Annotated in this window: 13 protein-coding genes and 1 pseudogene; 8 read left to right on the plus strand and 6 right to left on the minus strand. The window is 66.7% G+C overall.

The genetic code is table 11. The annotated features are described in order from the left end of the window. The first annotated feature begins 31 nt into the window (after window positions 1-31). Window positions 32-1,099, plus strand: a complete 1,068-nt coding sequence (locus tag CQY20_RS17795) for an LLM class flavin-dependent oxidoreductase (RefSeq protein WP_133119082.1) — start codon at window positions 32-34, stop codon at window positions 1,097-1,099. Here CQY20_RS17795 and CQY20_RS17800 read toward each other — a convergent pair. Continuing rightward, window positions 1,096-1,725, minus strand: a complete 630-nt coding sequence (locus CQY20_RS17800; RefSeq protein ID WP_097941434.1) for an MBL fold metallo-hydrolase — start codon at window positions 1,723-1,725, stop codon at window positions 1,096-1,098. The two genes, CQY20_RS17795 and CQY20_RS17800, sit on opposite strands and share 4 nt — an antisense overlap. A 32-nt stretch (window positions 1,726-1,757) precedes the next feature. Further along, on the minus strand, window positions 1,758-2,843 hold the full coding sequence (locus tag CQY20_RS17805) for an S-(hydroxymethyl)mycothiol dehydrogenase (protein ID WP_097941408.1): 1,086 nt from the start codon (window positions 2,841-2,843) through the stop codon (window positions 1,758-1,760). 77 nt (window positions 2,844-2,920) lie between these two features. Here CQY20_RS17805 and CQY20_RS17810 point away from each other — a divergent pair, with 77 nt between their 5' ends. The 7 genes from CQY20_RS17810 (at window position 2,921) to CQY20_RS17840 (ending at window position 10,751) form a co-directional block, all read left to right on the plus strand. Then, entirely contained in the window at window positions 2,921-3,688 is a 768-nt protein-coding gene (locus CQY20_RS17810) for a dioxygenase family protein (RefSeq protein ID WP_097941435.1), read from the plus strand. A gap of 18 nt (window positions 3,689-3,706) precedes the next feature. Continuing rightward, on the plus strand, window positions 3,707-5,305 hold the full coding sequence (locus CQY20_RS17815; RefSeq protein WP_097941409.1) for a LuxR C-terminal-related transcriptional regulator: 1,599 nt from the start codon (window positions 3,707-3,709) through the stop codon (window positions 5,303-5,305). A 101-nt stretch (window positions 5,306-5,406) separates the two neighbouring features. Next, window positions 5,407-6,471 (plus strand): class I SAM-dependent methyltransferase, encoded by a 1,065-nt coding sequence (locus CQY20_RS17820; protein ID WP_097941410.1) that lies wholly within the window; start codon window positions 5,407-5,409, stop codon window positions 6,469-6,471. A 74-nt stretch (window positions 6,472-6,545) separates the two neighbouring features. Beyond that, window positions 6,546-8,171 carry a helix-turn-helix transcriptional regulator gene (locus CQY20_RS17825; RefSeq protein WP_097941411.1) on the plus strand — a complete coding sequence of 542 codons (1,626 nt, stop codon included), beginning with the start codon at window positions 6,546-6,548 and terminating at the stop codon, window positions 8,169-8,171. 140 nt (window positions 8,172-8,311) lie between these two features. Beyond that, complete coding sequence (locus CQY20_RS17830; RefSeq protein WP_097941412.1) at window positions 8,312-9,280, plus strand: homocysteine S-methyltransferase family protein; 969 nt, start codon at window positions 8,312-8,314, stop codon at window positions 9,278-9,280. 11 nt (window positions 9,281-9,291) lie between these two features. After that, window positions 9,292-10,116, plus strand: coding sequence for a serine hydrolase domain-containing protein (locus tag CQY20_RS17835; protein ID WP_097941413.1), 825 nt, complete (start codon window positions 9,292-9,294; stop codon window positions 10,114-10,116). 122 nt (window positions 10,117-10,238) lie between these two features. Further along, window positions 10,239-10,751, plus strand: a complete 513-nt coding sequence (locus CQY20_RS17840) for a DUF3145 domain-containing protein (protein ID WP_097941436.1) — start codon at window positions 10,239-10,241, stop codon at window positions 10,749-10,751. On the opposite strand, the gene CQY20_RS17845 is transcribed toward CQY20_RS17840, so the two are convergent. The 4 genes and pseudogenes from CQY20_RS17845 to CQY20_RS17855 all read right to left on the minus strand — a co-directional run bounded on the left by CQY20_RS17845 (window position 10,748) and on the right by CQY20_RS17855 (window position 13,619). Then, on the minus strand, window positions 10,748-11,563 hold the full coding sequence (locus CQY20_RS17845) for an MFS transporter (protein WP_163700601.1): 816 nt from the start codon (window positions 11,561-11,563) through the stop codon (window positions 10,748-10,750). The genes CQY20_RS17840 and CQY20_RS17845 overlap by 4 nt on opposite strands. A 37-nt stretch (window positions 11,564-11,600) precedes the next feature. Continuing rightward, window positions 11,601-12,011, minus strand: a pseudogene (locus CQY20_RS36205) (MFS transporter); the annotation flags it as partial. Then, a complete protein-coding gene (locus CQY20_RS17850) occupies window positions 11,935-12,957 on the minus strand; it encodes a 4-oxalomesaconate tautomerase (protein WP_097941415.1) in 1,023 nt (340 codons plus the stop codon). The gene CQY20_RS17850 and the pseudogene CQY20_RS36205, both read right to left, overlap by 77 nt. Window positions 12,958-12,977: 20 nt before the next feature. Next, window positions 12,978-13,619, minus strand: a complete 642-nt coding sequence (locus tag CQY20_RS17855; protein WP_097941416.1) for a GntR family transcriptional regulator — start codon at window positions 13,617-13,619, stop codon at window positions 12,978-12,980. Window positions 13,620-13,655 lie beyond the last annotated feature (36 nt).

Consider the following 13,655-nt stretch of genomic DNA (forward strand, 5'->3'; position numbering starts at 1 on the left):
GACGGCGTACAGATCGGAGAACAAAGCGAATATGTCTAGTAGCGAAGTTAGTTCACGCCCCGGCATCCAGTTTGGGCTAAGCCTGCCCAATCGTGCGGTTCTGTTCGGTCTACCGGCCGAGGAACTCATCGAGGCTGGTGTGTCAGCAGAGAATACGGGTCTGTTCGGATCGCTGTGGGTCGGCGACAACCTGCTGTCCAAGCCTCGCCTTGAGTCCGTGGTCACCCTGACCGCTCTGGCTATGCGTACGCATCTTGTGCGGCTCGGCACGATTAGCATGGCCACGTTCGCAATGCGCAATCCGGTATTCTTCGCGGCACAGTGGGCAAGTCTCGATCTCGTGTCCGGCGGCCGCACAATCCTTTCCGTATGCAACGGAGGAGCCGCAAGCGCTAGTCCCCGCCATGCGGCCGAACTCGCGGTCACCGGCGTCGCCAGCAACGAGCGCGTCGCTCGGTTGGAAGAGGGCATCGAAATCGTCCGTCGTTGCTGGGCAGATGGCACAGCAACCTACAACGGGACGTTCTACCAGTTCGAGGATATCGAAGTGCTTCCGAAACCCGCCCAGCCCAAAATTCCGATCATCATCGCCGTGTCGCCTGCGGCCGACAAACCCAAGATTGAGGAACGCGCACTACGCCGTGTTGCCCGACTCGCCGACGGCTGGCAGACGGTCTTCGAGCCTGTCGATCGCATCGCGCGACGGTGGCAGGATATCCAGCGATACGCAGATGAGTACGGTCGCGCTGGCGAAATTGGCCATCTCAGCCAACACATCATGATCAAGATCGATGACGACGCCGATCGTGGAATGGCCGATGGCACACGGTTTTTGCGCAAGTATTACGGGGAGAAGTCGTGGCAGACGTCGGCGCAGTACCTCCCGAACTTTTTGGCGGCAGGCCCTCCCAGCCAAATTGCCGACTGGATAACCAGGCGCATCGACGCCGGCGTGAACGTACCTGTCGTGCGGTTTGTCGATATCGATCAGGACACGCAGCTAGAGCGCTTCTGCGCCGAAGTAGTACCTTCAATCGCCAGACATGCAGACATTTCAAGGGTGGAGCCGACCCCGAGCGCCCAGCTAGCTAGGGGCTAGTGGCCGCGGGCCACCCACTCGTCGTAGTGCACGATCTCGTCGCCGATGGTGGTCGAGTCGCCGTGGCCGGTGTAGACGACGGTCTCGCCGGGCAGCTTGCCGAGCCGGTTGGCGATCGAGTCCAGGATCGTCGGGAAGTCGGAGTACGACCGGCCGGTGGCGCCGGGACCGCCCTCGAACAGGGTGTCGCCGCTGAACACCGCGTTCAGTTCGGGCGCATACCAGCAGACCGACCCGGGCGAATGCCCCGGCGTGTGTATGGCACGCAGTTCGGTACCGGCGACGCGCAACGTCTCGTTGTCGCCGACCGAGCGGAAGTCCTTGTCCGGATGGGTCATTCGCCACAACACGTCGTCGGCAGGGTGCAGCAGCACCGGCGCGTCGAGCGCCTCGCCCAAATCGGGCGCGACCGTGACATGGTCGTTGTGGCCGTGCGTGCACACCACCGCGATCACGTTGCGCCCGCCGACCGCGTCGACGATCGGGTCCGCTTTGTGGGCGGCGTCGAAGACCACCACCTCGTTCTCGTCGCCGACGATCCAGATGTTGTTGTCAACTTCCCAGCTGCCGCCGTCGAGTTCGAACGTGCCGTGGGTGACAACGCGCTGTATCGGTCCGCCGTTCATGTCCATCTCCTCTTCGCGCGAGCGCTCATCGGTCAGAACACCACCACTGAGCGCAGCACCTCGCCCGCATGCATTTTGTGGAACGCATCTTCGATGTCGTCCAGACCGATGCGCTCGGACACGAACTTCTCCAGCGGCAGCCTGCCCTGTAGATAAAGGCTGATCAGCGTGGGGAAGTCGCGTTCGGGCAGGCAGTCGCCGTACCACGACGACTTCAGCGACCCGCCGCGGCTGAAGAAGTCGATCAATGGCATGTCGATGCGCATGTCCGGAGTCGGAACACCTACCAGCACAACGGTTCCCGCGAGATCGCGCGCGTAGAACGCCTGCTTCCAGGTTTCCGGCCGGCCGACCGCGTCGATCACCACGTCGGCGCCGTTGCCGTCGGTGAGGTCCTGAATGGTCTCCACCGGGTCGAGTTCACGCGCGTTGATGGTGTGAGTGGCACCGAAATCCCTGGCCCAGTCCAGCTTCTTGTTGTCGGTGTCCACCGCGATGATCCGCTTGGCGCCGACCAGTCGCGAACCCGCGATCGCCGCGTCACCGACTCCGCCGCACCCGATCACGGCGACGGTGTCGTCCCGGTTCACCGCGCCGGTGTTGATCGCCGCGCCGATGCCCGCCATCACGCCACATCCGAGCAGGCCGGCAACGGCCGGGTCGGCTTCGGGGTCGACCTTGGTGCACTGGCCTTCGTGCACCAGCGTCTTGTCGATGAAGGCGCCGATCCCGAGCGCGGGCGTCAGTTCGGTGCCATCGGTGAGTGTCATCTTCTGCGCGGCGTTGAAAGTGTCGAAGCACAGGTGGGGACGGCCGCGCTTGCATGCCCGGCACTGGCCGCACACCGCGCGCCAGTTCAGGATCACGAAGTCGCCGGGCTCGACGTTGGTCACGCCCGCGCCGACCGTTTCGACGACTCCTGCGGCCTCGTGGCCGAGCAGGAACGGGAACTCGTCGTTGATGCCGCCTTCGCGGTAGGTCAGGTCGGTATGGCAGACGCCGCAGGCCTGGATGTCGACGACCACCTCACCGGGCCCCGGATCGGGGATGACGACATCCACGACCTCGACCGATTCGCCCTTCTTCCGTGAAATCACTCCGCGCACTGTTTGACCCATGGGTCAAACCTTAGTGGCAGCGGTGTGAGGCTCGATAGGGGAACGCACCGCGAGCGGATAATGACGAAGTGAGCTCGATGCCGGTCCTCTACCTGAGCCACGGCGCCCCGCCGCTCGTCGACGACGACCTCTGGGTGTCACAACTCAAGGCGTGGGTGGCTGACATTCCGGTGCCGGAGGCGATCCTGGTGGTCAGCGCCCATTGGGAGAGCGCGCCGCTGACGATCGGCTCCACCACCGCGGACACCCCGCTGACCTACGACTTCTGGGGGTTCCCGCAGCACTACTACGACGTGCGCTACGACGCGCCCGGTGCCCCGGAGCTGGCGGCCGCCGTGGCGGCGTTGATGCCCTCCGGGGAACCGGTCGCCCACGACCCGGATCGGCGGCTCGACCACGGCGCCTACGTCCCGCTGACGGTGATGTATCCGGTCGCGACCATCCCCGTGCTGCAGATCTCGCTGCCCACCCTGGACCCGCAGCGGCTCCTACAGCTCGGCGAACGGCTGCGGACGCTGCGCGAGCAGGGGGTACTGCTGATCGGGTCCGGCTTCACCACACACGGCCTGCCGTTCCTCGACGACCCGTCGCCGGACGCCACTCCGCCGGGGTGGTCGGTCGAGTTCGACCGCTGGGCGGCCGAACGGTTCGCCGCGGGAGATCTGGACGCGCTCATCGACTTTCGGCACAAGGCGCCGGGAATGCCGTACGCCCACCCGACCATCGAACACTTCTCGCCGCTGTTCGTGGCGCTCGGGGCGTCGGCCGACCCGGAGCAGGCGCCCCGACAGGTCATCGACGGCTACTGGATGGGCCTTGCCAAACGGTCCATCGAGCTTGTCTGACCCGATTACCTTTTAGTCGTGCACACCGAGCTCCTCCGGGCGGCACGGGCCGCACACCTGCGACGCGACTGGCGCGCCGCCTACGACGCCTTCACGCAAGCGGCCGAGGAGGCGCCGCTGGGCACCGACGATCTCGACGCACTCGCGATGGCCGCCTGGCACCTGGGCTACGGCAAGGAGTCGGTCCGGCTCACCGAGCGCGTGTTCACGCAGCTGGCCCGCACCGACCCGCCGTCGGCGGCGATGAAGGCCGTCGAACTCAGCCTGGCGTGGCTCACGCGCGGCGACCTGAATATCGCACAGGGCTGGATGAACCGGGCCCGCCGCCTGCTCGACGGCGCGCCCGAAGGGCCGGCCCACGGCTACCTGGCTTACCTGGATGCGGTAATGGCCGCGATGACCCATGACCGCGCACTCGCCGATCGGGTCGAGGCGATGCGCGAATTACGCAGCCGGTTGGACAACCCGGCGCTGACTGCGCTCGGCCTTGTCGCCGAGGCGCTGGCCGCCATCGGTGAGGCACGGATCGGCGAGGCCTACGCGCTTGTGGACGAGGCGATGTTGACGGTGGTGGCCGATCAGGTGCCCGTCGAGTGGGCCGGGGACATCTACTGCCTCCTGCTGAACCAGTGGCATCGACTGGCCGACTTCCCTCGCATGCATGCCTTGACGCAGTCGATGGAGCGGTGGTGCGCCGATTTCGCCGCGTCCAAAACCCTCGGCGGCGTATGCGACGTGCATCGCCTCCAACTGCGGGCCGCGATAGATGATTACCGCGAACTCGAGCACCGGTTGGTCACCACCAGCCAGGCGCTGGAGGACGTCAACACGTGGGCGGCGGGCGAAGGTTATTACCAGCTCGGCGAGGTGCTCCGGTTGCGTGGCGACGCCGACGCGGCGCTCGCCGCCTTCGAGCGGGCGCGCGCCCTTGGCATCGATCCGCAACCCGGTGAGGCGCTGCTGCACTGCCAGATGGGCGACGCGCAGAAGGCGTGGGCCGAGATACGGGTCGCGCTGGCCCAGCACGACCGGCTGGCACGGATGCGAATGCTGCGCGGCGCAGTCGAAATCGCCCTTGCCCGTGACGACTTGGACGAAGCCGACCGCCACTGTCGCGGACTGGAGGAGGGGGCTAAGGCATTCGGAACACCGGGCTTCCGTGCGTGGGCGGCGCACGCGCGCGGCGCGGTCATGGTGCGACAGGGCAAATACAGCGACGCGCTGGTCGCACTGGAGGCCGCGCTGGTCGAATACCGTGTCCAGAAGTCGCGTTACGACACAGCCCAGGTTTATGAGTGGATGGCGCTGGCCCATCGCGGTCTCGGCGAGAACGACGTCGCCGCGGCCGACATCGCCACCGCGCAGAGCATCTACGACCAACTCGGCGTCGAGCCGGCAGGGATCTGCGGTGCGGAGTCGCCGGGAGGACTCACCAAGCGGGAAATCGAGATCCTTACCGCGATCGCCGGCGGCGCCACCAACCGGCAAGTCGCACAGCGGATTTTCATCAGCGAGAAGACGGTGGCACGACACCTGGCCAACATCTATGCCAAGGTGGGAGTTTCGTCCCGCACCGCAGCCGTGGCCTGGGCGCACGAGCACAACCTGCTGAAATAACGTGCTGAAAAAGTCGGACTACGTCGCGTCACCATCGCGCCAGGTCAAAATACACACTTTCGCCCATACCGCGGGCCGTCCTGGCCGCTTACGTTTTGGCCATGACGACAATCGATGAAACGGCGACGAGTGAGTTCGCTGATCGCATCATCGGGGCAATCGACAGCGCGAGCCTGGCCATCCTGCTGTCGATCGGCCACCAAACCGGCTTGTTCGACACGATGGCTGAACTGCCAGCGGCCACCAGCGCCCAAATCGCGGATGCCGCAGGCCTCAACGAGCGCTATGTGCGCGAGTGGCTCGGCGGGCTGGTGGCTGGACGGGTCGTCGACTACGACGCCGATGCCGCGACCTACCTCCTGCCACGCGACCATGCCGCCGTGCTGACCCGAGCGGCCGGACCCGACAACCTGGCCCGCGTCGCGCAATTCATCGCGCTGCTCGGCGAAGTGGAGCAGAAGATCATCGGCTGTTTCCACAACGGTGGAGGGCTGCCGTACAGCGAATACCCGCGCTTCCACAAGCTGATGGCCGAGCAGAGCGGCGAGGTGTTCGACGCCGCGCTCGTCGACACCATCCTGCCGCTTGTCGAGGGACTGCCGGACCGGCTGCGCGCCGGCGCCGACGTCGCCGACATCGGCTGCGGTAGCGGCCATGCCATCAACGTGATGGCGCAGGCCTTTCCGGCGAGCCGGTTCACCGGAGTCGACTTCTCCGAGGAGGGACTCGGTGTCGGCCGCGCGGAGGCGCAGCAGCTGGGCCTGCAGAACGCGACATTCGTCGCGCGCGACGTCGCCGCCCTCGATTTGACCGACGCCTACGACGTCATCACCGTGTTCGACGCGATCCATGACCAGGCGCACCCGGCGCGGGTGCTGCAGAACATCTACCGCGCGCTGCGGCCGGGCGGGGTTCTGTTGATGGTCGACATCAAAGCGTCGTCGCGCCTCGACGAGAACGTCGGTGTCCCGCTCGCGACCTATCTCTACACCGTCTCGACGTGCCACTGCATGAGCGTGTCGCTGGGTCTCGACGGGGCAGGCCTGGGGACCTGCTGGGGCCGACAGCTGGCCGAGTCCATGCTGGCCGATGCCGGGTTCCGCGAGGTGACCGTCACCGAGATCGAGTCCGATCCGCTGAACAACTACTACATCGCGCGAAAGTAGGCGGTTGGCGCCAATCGGACCGGCATGGTCAAAGCGACCACCGCGGAGGTGGGCAGGCATAGCGTTGCGGTCAGATGGACCCGCAACTCGACGGCCGCAACGCACTACTGCTGTCTGCGCGCGGAGCGCACAGCCGGCGTGACTGGCTGACCAGCTACGAGTCCTACAAGCGCGCAAGTGAAGCCGCACCGTTGGCAACCGACGATCTTGACGCGCTCGCGTCCGCCGCATGGCACCTCGGTATATGCAAGGAATCGGTTCGCTATTCCGAGCAGGTGTTCAAACAGCTCTGCCGCAGCGATCCCGAGTCGGCGGCGGCGAAGGCCGTCGATATCGCGCTGGCCTGGCTGACCCGAGGAGATCTCAACATCGGCCAAGGCTGGATGAGCAGGGCGCGTCGACTTCTTCAGGGCGCGCCAGAGTCGCACGCCACCGGCTATCTCGCTTACCTCGACGCCTACATCGCGACGTGTGCCGGCGACACCGATGCCCTCACCCGTCAGGCCAGGACCCTGCGGGAGATGTCCGGGCGACTCGACAGCCCCGCGGTGACATCCCTCTGCCTGGTCGTCGAGGCCCTGGTGGCGATCAGTGAAGCGAGGATGGCGGATGCCTTCGGCCTGATTGACGAGGCCATGCTGGCGGTGCTCGCCGACGTGTTCCCGATCGAATGGGCGGGCGACATCTACTGCCTCGTCCTACACCACTGCAACCGACTCGCCGACCTGCCGCGCATGCGGGCGTGGACACAGTCAATGGAGCGGTGGTGTGAGAACGTCGCCGCGCTGCCGTACGGCGGAGTGTGTGAGATGCACCGACTCCAATTGCTGTCGGCGACCGAAGAACTTCGGCTCGTGGAAGACCAATTGTCGGCTGTAAGCCGGAAGCTCAAGGACGTCAACACATTCGCGGCGGCCGAGGGTTACTACGAACTCGGTGAGATTCGCAGGATGCGCGGCGATATCGACGGCGCGGTCACCGCCTTCTCCCAGGCGAGGTCGCTCGGAGTCGACCCGCAGCCCGGAGAGGCGCTGCTGAAGTGCCGGCAAGGCGACAGCGCGGCTGCGTGGACCGCGCTGCAGGCATCGCTGGCTTGGCAGGACCGAGTGGGCCGGATGCGCTTGCTGCGTGCCGCCGTCGAAGTGGCGCTCGAACGCGACCGATTAGATGAGGCCGAAAAGTGCTGTGGTGAGCTCGAAGACGGCGCGCAGACCTTCGGAACTCCAGGGTTCAAGGCCTGGGCAGCGCACGCGCGTGGAATGGTCCTGGTGCGGCGAGGTCAGTACGTGCAGGCGCTCGACGCCTTGCAAGCGGCGCTCCGCGAATACCGGACTCAGCAGTGCCGATATGAGACAGCCGAGGTCTACGAGTACCTGGCGGCGACCCATAAAGCGCTGGGGGACAACGGTGTTGCGGCGGCGGATACAGCGACCGCGCAGAGCATCTACAAGCAGTTGGGCGTGCAGGTTTCAGAAGTCCCCCGTGAGTCGGCGCAGGGGGGACTGACGAAGCGGGAGATGGAGATCTTGGCCCGGATCGCGAACGGAGCGACGAACAAGCAAGTCGCCGAACAGATCTTCATCAGTCAGAAGACCGTCGGACGTCATCTGGCCAACATCTACGCCAAGCTAGGGGTCTCGTCGCGCACCGCCGCCGCAACGTGGGCCCACGCCAACGGCCTGCTGGGCAAGGAGGATTGAACGCGGGCGAATGCCGGTGGCCGGGGACGGTCTACATCATCTGCACCACATCGTCGTTGCGAAAACACATGGTTTGCCCGATTCGAGCACTCAATCAGGGCCGTACGTTGGATGCAGTTCCATTGGATCAGGAGGCCCAGATGAGCACTATCTACCCGCACACCTCGAGCAGGCATCGGCCCTTACCGCAGACCACCGGCGACGGGTTCTTCGTCACCGACGGAGGCCTGGAAACGGAACTGGTCTTTCACGACGGAATCGACCTGCCCTGCTTTGCGGCGTTCCCGCTGCTTGATGATCCGGACCAGCGCGCCCGGCTGCGCGGCTACTACGACGGATATCTTGGAATCGCACGCAAGTTCAACGCGGGCTTCATTATCGAAACACCTACCTGGCGGGCGAATCCGGATTGGGCGTCGGCAGTCGGATACTCGCCCGAGCAGCTCGACGCCGCCAACCGCTCCGCGGTGGCCCTCGCCGAAGAGGTTCGCGCCGCGGCGACGGCTGAGGGCATCACCGCGGTGGTGAGCGGATGCGTCGGCCCGCGCGGCGACGGCTACGACCCCGGCAACGTGATGACACCCGGGGAGGCTGAGAGGTATCACGCCGTCCAGATCGGCACCTTCGCGAGCACCACCGCCGACCAGGTCACCGCAATCACCATGACCAATGCCGAGGAGGCGATCGGCATCGTGCACGCAGCCGCGGCTGCGGGTATACCGTCGGCGATCTCCTTCACGGTGGAGACCGATGGCAGGCTGCCGACGGGCCAACCGCTGCGGGAGGCGATCGAGCAGGTCGACGATGCGACAAACGCCGGCGCGGCGTACTTCATGGTCAATTGCGCCCATCCGACGCATTGGGCCCTGGCACTGCAAGACGACGGGGCGTGGCGGGATCGCCTTATCGGCCTGCGCTCGAACTCATCGGCGAAGAGCCACGCCGAACTCGACGAGGCGACGGAACTCGATGAGGGCGATCCGATCGAGCTCGGTGCCCAGCACGTCGCGCAGCGAGACCGACTTCCCGCAGTCCGCGTGCTCGGTGGCTGCTGCGGCACGGACGCGAGGCATGTGGCTGCGATCGTCTCGGCCTGGAGGACGAATTAGGCTGCTGCTCGATGGCTGCCCTCGACGCGATCGCCGATTGGCCGGTGCCCACTGCGGCGGCCGCGGTCGTCGGGCCATCGGGCGTCATCGCCACGCACGGCGACGTCACCCGTCGCTTCGCGCTGGCATCGGTGACCAAGCTGGTGGTCGCGCGCGCGGTGCAGATCGCGATCGAGGAAGGCGTCGTCGAGTTGGACACGCCGTCCGGGCCGCCGGGCGCCACGATGCGTCACCTGCTCGCGCACACCTCCGGATATGCGATGGACTCCGATGCGGTGATGTCGCCGCCGGGCAAGCGCCGCATCTACTCGAATTTCGGCTTCGGCGTGGCGGCCGAGACGGTGGAAAAGGAATCCGGCATCGAGTTCGGGGTCTACCTGTCCGAGGCGGTGTTCGAACCGCTCGGCATGGCGTCCAGCGAACTCGAAGGTGGTTCCAAGGCGGCCGGCTACGGCGTCACCTCGACGGTCTCGGACCTCGTCGCGTTCGCCGCCGACCTGCTGCGACCGGCGTTGGTCTCCGCGGAGATGCACGAGCAGGCCACGACGGTGCAGTTCGCGGGCGTCGACGGCGTCCTGCCCGGGTTCGGCGTGCAGCGGCCCAACGACTGGGGACTGGGGTTCGAGATCCGCGACGCGAAGTCGCCGCACTGGACGGGCTCGGCCAATTCGAGCCGGACATACGGCCATTTCGGCCAGTCAGGGACGTTTCTGTGGGTCGATCCGGAGCGTGATCTGGCGCTGATCGCACTGACCGACCGCCGTTTCGGCGACTGGGCGTACGAGCCCTGGCCACGGCTTTCTGAGGCCGTTGTTAACGAATTCGGCAGCAAATAGCAGGGGGACTAGCGCAACAGCTGCCTCACAAGGCACAATAGGCACGTACGACACAACTGCAGCTCATTCTGCCCACCAGGTCGTTGGGGAAGACGTCCCTCGTGGAGCCGAAGGAGCAGCAGATGCGTGTGTCGAACCAGTTCGCCGACTCGACGACGGGCGTGGTTTATATCCACGCCTCACCAGCGGCCGTATGTCCGCACGTCGAGTGGGCGTTGTCGTCGACCCTGCAATCGAGGGCGAACCTCACCTGGACGCCACAGCCGGCGATGCCCGGCCAGCTACGCGCGGTGACCAACTGGGTCGGTCCGGTCGGCACGGGTGCGCAACTCGCCAATGCGCTGCGGTCGTGGTCGGTGCTGCGGTTCGAGGTCACCGAGGACCCCAGCCACGGCGTCGACGGCCAGCGGTTCTGCCATACCCCGCAGCTCGGGTTGTGGAGCGGAGTGATGAGCGCCAACGGCGACGTGATGGTCGGCGAGATGCGGCTGCGTGCGCTGATGGCTTCGGGCGCCGACACGCTGGCCGCCGAACTCGACTCGGTGCTCGGCACCGCATGGGACGAAGCCCTCGAGCCCTATCGCAGCGGCGGCGACACGGGGGAGGTCAGCTGGCTGACCCGCGGCGTGGGCTAGCCAGGCTCATCGTTCGGCGCGAAACGCGACAGCCGCGCGGAGACAAGAAGCGTTGCGCCGGTGGCCGCGAACACCACGGGTGCGCCGCCGACCGCCGAAAGCGCTGCCACGGCCAGCGGAATTCCGGTCTGCCCGGCGCGGTTGCCGACCAGCCGCAGTGACGCCGCGACCCCGCGGTCACCGCGCGGCGTCAGCAGCGTCACCCACGACATCGTCAGCGGCTGCACGGTTCCGGCGGCAAGGCCGTAAGCGGCCATACAGGCGACGAGGGCGAGCGCGGGAAGCGGCAGCACCAACGCGATCAGCGCCGCCGCCGCGACGGCACCCGCCGCCACCAGCACGCGGCGTCGCCCGAAGGTGTTGGTCATCCATCCCAATGTCAGCCGTGACGCCATCGTCGCCACTCCGCGCGTCACCAGGAGCGCGGTGAGCCAAACCGGGGCGAGGTCGCGCTCGCGGGCCAGCAGCGGCAGGTAGGCGAGCACGATGTCGAGCGACGACAGCACCAGGCTGCTCGTCACCAGCGCGGGTGCGACACCACGCGTGCGCAGCAGCCTCGCGGCGACCGGCCACATCGCCGTCTGCTTCTCATCGGTGGTCGGGGAGCGCGGCGTCGACGGAATCGCAACCGACAGAACGAGCGTGGCGACGCCGATTGCGATCGCGGCCCACGCGATCACATTGAACGGCGGCGAGACCGAATCGGCCGATGGCAAAAGAAGCAGCACCGGACCCGCCATCTGCCCGCCCGAGGTGGCGAACGTGTAGAGCCCGAACACGAAGTCGAGCCTCCCGTCCGGTGCATCGCGCATCACCCAATGCATGCTCGGCGACGACCGACCACAGCACTCCGAGGCCGAGAAGCACCGTCGCCGCGAGCAATCCGGCCAGCGTGGCGCCGGCGAACACCGCGACCGCGCCGGAGGCCATGAAGGCCAACGCCCCCAGCACCATGCTCGCGCGTTCGCCCACCCGGTCGACGAACCTGCCTGCGGGCACGGCCAGCACCAGCGGTGGCACCGCGAACGCCGCGGTCGCGAATCCCAACCACGCGGGGCCGTGGCCGAGGTCGAGAATCGCATACGACATCGCCGGACGCATTGCGTACGAAACGACCTGGACAAGGACCGCATGGCAGAGCAGCAGTCCGAGCGCGACGAGACCCCGATGGTTTCTCAAGGAGTTATCGCCGGGGAAAGACGTGTCCGTCGAACAGCTTTCGCGCCGTCCGGACGATCGCCGTTCGAGTGACCCGGTCACCGTCGAGTTCGACCTCGACCTCCAACGCCCCCGACGGGTGTTCGATCCGCATGCGCGGACCGGTTGGCGGCCTTGCGACGTCGACGGCGACGCTTCCCGGAAGTATCGCGCTCACCGCGACGCTGGCCGCGCCGAGCACGCCGATCGAGGCGTGCACCCGATGCGGGATGAAGGTTCGGGTCGCGATGACGCCGTCTGCGCGCGGCGCCGAGACGATCGTCAGCTTCGGCACGGTGAGTGTTGTGACGTCGCCGAGGTTCATCCGCTTGCCTGCCTCGAGCCGGATCCGCTCGAGTCGCTCGCGCAGCGCTGCGTTGGACTCCAACTCCGCAGGCGTCTCGTCGCCGCGCACGCCGAGGTCGGTTGCGCGCAGCACGACGGTCGGCATGCCGTTGTCGACGCACGTGGCGGACACACCCGCCAGTTCGTCCTGTGCCGAGCCGGTGGGAAGCAGTGCGCCGCAACTGGATCCGGCGGTGTCTTCGAAGTCGAGCACGATCGCGGCGGCCGTGCCGGGGACGCCGTCGATCGCGGTGTCGCCGGCGTACTCCACCACGCCCCCGGGCGTGGGCACGTGCGCAACCGCGCGGCCGCCGGTGTTCGTCATCCGGATCGACACCGCCGTCTGCTCGCCGGTGACCTCAACGAGTCCACGTTCGATGGCGAACGGGCCGATTCCGGCGAGCAGATTGCCGCAGTTCTGCCGGTCCGACACGGCCGGATGATCGACGCCCACCTGCAGGAAGTGGTAGTCGACGCCGGGCCCATTGGGCTGCACCACCGCGACCTTGCTGGTGAGCGGATGCGCGCCGCCGATGCCGTCGATCTGGCGAGGATCGGGTGAGCCCATCACCCGCAACAGCAGATCGTCGCGCTCGGCCGGATCCGTCGGCAGGTCCTCGGCAAGGAAATAGGCGCCCTTCGATGTGCCGCCGCGCATCAACATGCACGGGATGCCTTGACCCCTCACGCCGTAGCCGACCGTGTCTTCGCGGCGTGCACCTCATGCATCGCTCGGATCACACTGTCCAGATGCGCGATCATCGCCCGCTCGGCGGCCTCCTGGTCGCGTCGCGCGATGGCGTCGATGATCGCAAGGTGCTCGCTGAGGGACACGCTCGGCCGACCCGGCTTCATCGCCAGCGCGAACTGCTGTCGCACGCTTTGCCCGCGCAGCCGCTCGATCAGAGACAGCGCGGTCCGCTGGCCGCTAATCTGGTGGATACGGGTATGCAGCTCACGGTTTTTCGCCGAGTACCCGCCGAGGTCGCCGGTGGCCACCATCTGTTCCATCGCTTGACCGATCGCTTTCAGCTCGGCGATCTCGTCGTCGTTGACGACGGCGGCCGCCTTGCCTGCGCACAGTCCTTCCAGCGCGCGGCGGACCTCTGCGATCTCGATGGCCTCGTCGAACGAGATGACACGAACGCGGGCGCCGCGGTTCTGCTCGCGCTCGATGAGTCCCTCGACGGCGAGTTCTCCCAGCGCGTTGCGTACGGCCGCGCGCGACACACCGAACTGCTCGGCAAGGTCCGCCTCGACGAGTCGTTGGTTGGGTACGAAATCGCCCTTGAGAATCAGTTCCCGTATCTGCTCAGCGACCCGCACCGTCGCTCCCTTCTCTCACCATGCCTGCGGCCCGCG

It is taken from the genome of Mycolicibacterium agri, assembly GCF_002553505.1.
GTDB lineage: Bacteria > Actinomycetota > Actinomycetes > Mycobacteriales > Mycobacteriaceae > Mycobacterium > Mycobacterium agri.

Coding starts and splice junctions, on each gene's coding strand:
- CQY20_RS17795 (WP_133119082.1), top strand. CDS start 32: ATGTCTAGTAGCGAAGTTAGTTCACGCCCCGGCATCCAGTTTGGGCTA.
- CQY20_RS17800 (WP_097941434.1), bottom strand. CDS start 1,725: ATGAACGGCGGACCGATACAGCGCGTTGTCACCCACGGCACGTTCGAA.
- CQY20_RS17805 (WP_097941408.1), bottom strand. CDS start 2,843: ATGGGTCAAACAGTGCGCGGAGTGATTTCACGGAAGAAGGGCGAATCG.
- CQY20_RS17810 (WP_097941435.1), top strand. CDS start 2,921: ATGCCGGTCCTCTACCTGAGCCACGGCGCCCCGCCGCTCGTCGACGAC.
- CQY20_RS17820 (WP_097941410.1), top strand. CDS start 5,407: ATGACGACAATCGATGAAACGGCGACGAGTGAGTTCGCTGATCGCATC.
- CQY20_RS17825 (WP_097941411.1), top strand. CDS start 6,546: ATGGACCCGCAACTCGACGGCCGCAACGCACTACTGCTGTCTGCGCGC.
- CQY20_RS17830 (WP_097941412.1), top strand. CDS start 8,312: ATGAGCACTATCTACCCGCACACCTCGAGCAGGCATCGGCCCTTACCG.
- CQY20_RS17835 (WP_097941413.1), top strand. CDS start 9,292: ATGGCTGCCCTCGACGCGATCGCCGATTGGCCGGTGCCCACTGCGGCG.
- CQY20_RS17840 (WP_097941436.1), top strand. CDS start 10,239: ATGCGTGTGTCGAACCAGTTCGCCGACTCGACGACGGGCGTGGTTTAT.
- CQY20_RS17845 (WP_163700601.1), bottom strand. CDS start 11,563: ATGCGCGATGCACCGGACGGGAGGCTCGACTTCGTGTTCGGGCTCTAC.
- CQY20_RS17850 (WP_097941415.1), bottom strand. CDS start 12,957: ATGTTGATGCGCGGCGGCACATCGAAGGGCGCCTATTTCCTTGCCGAG.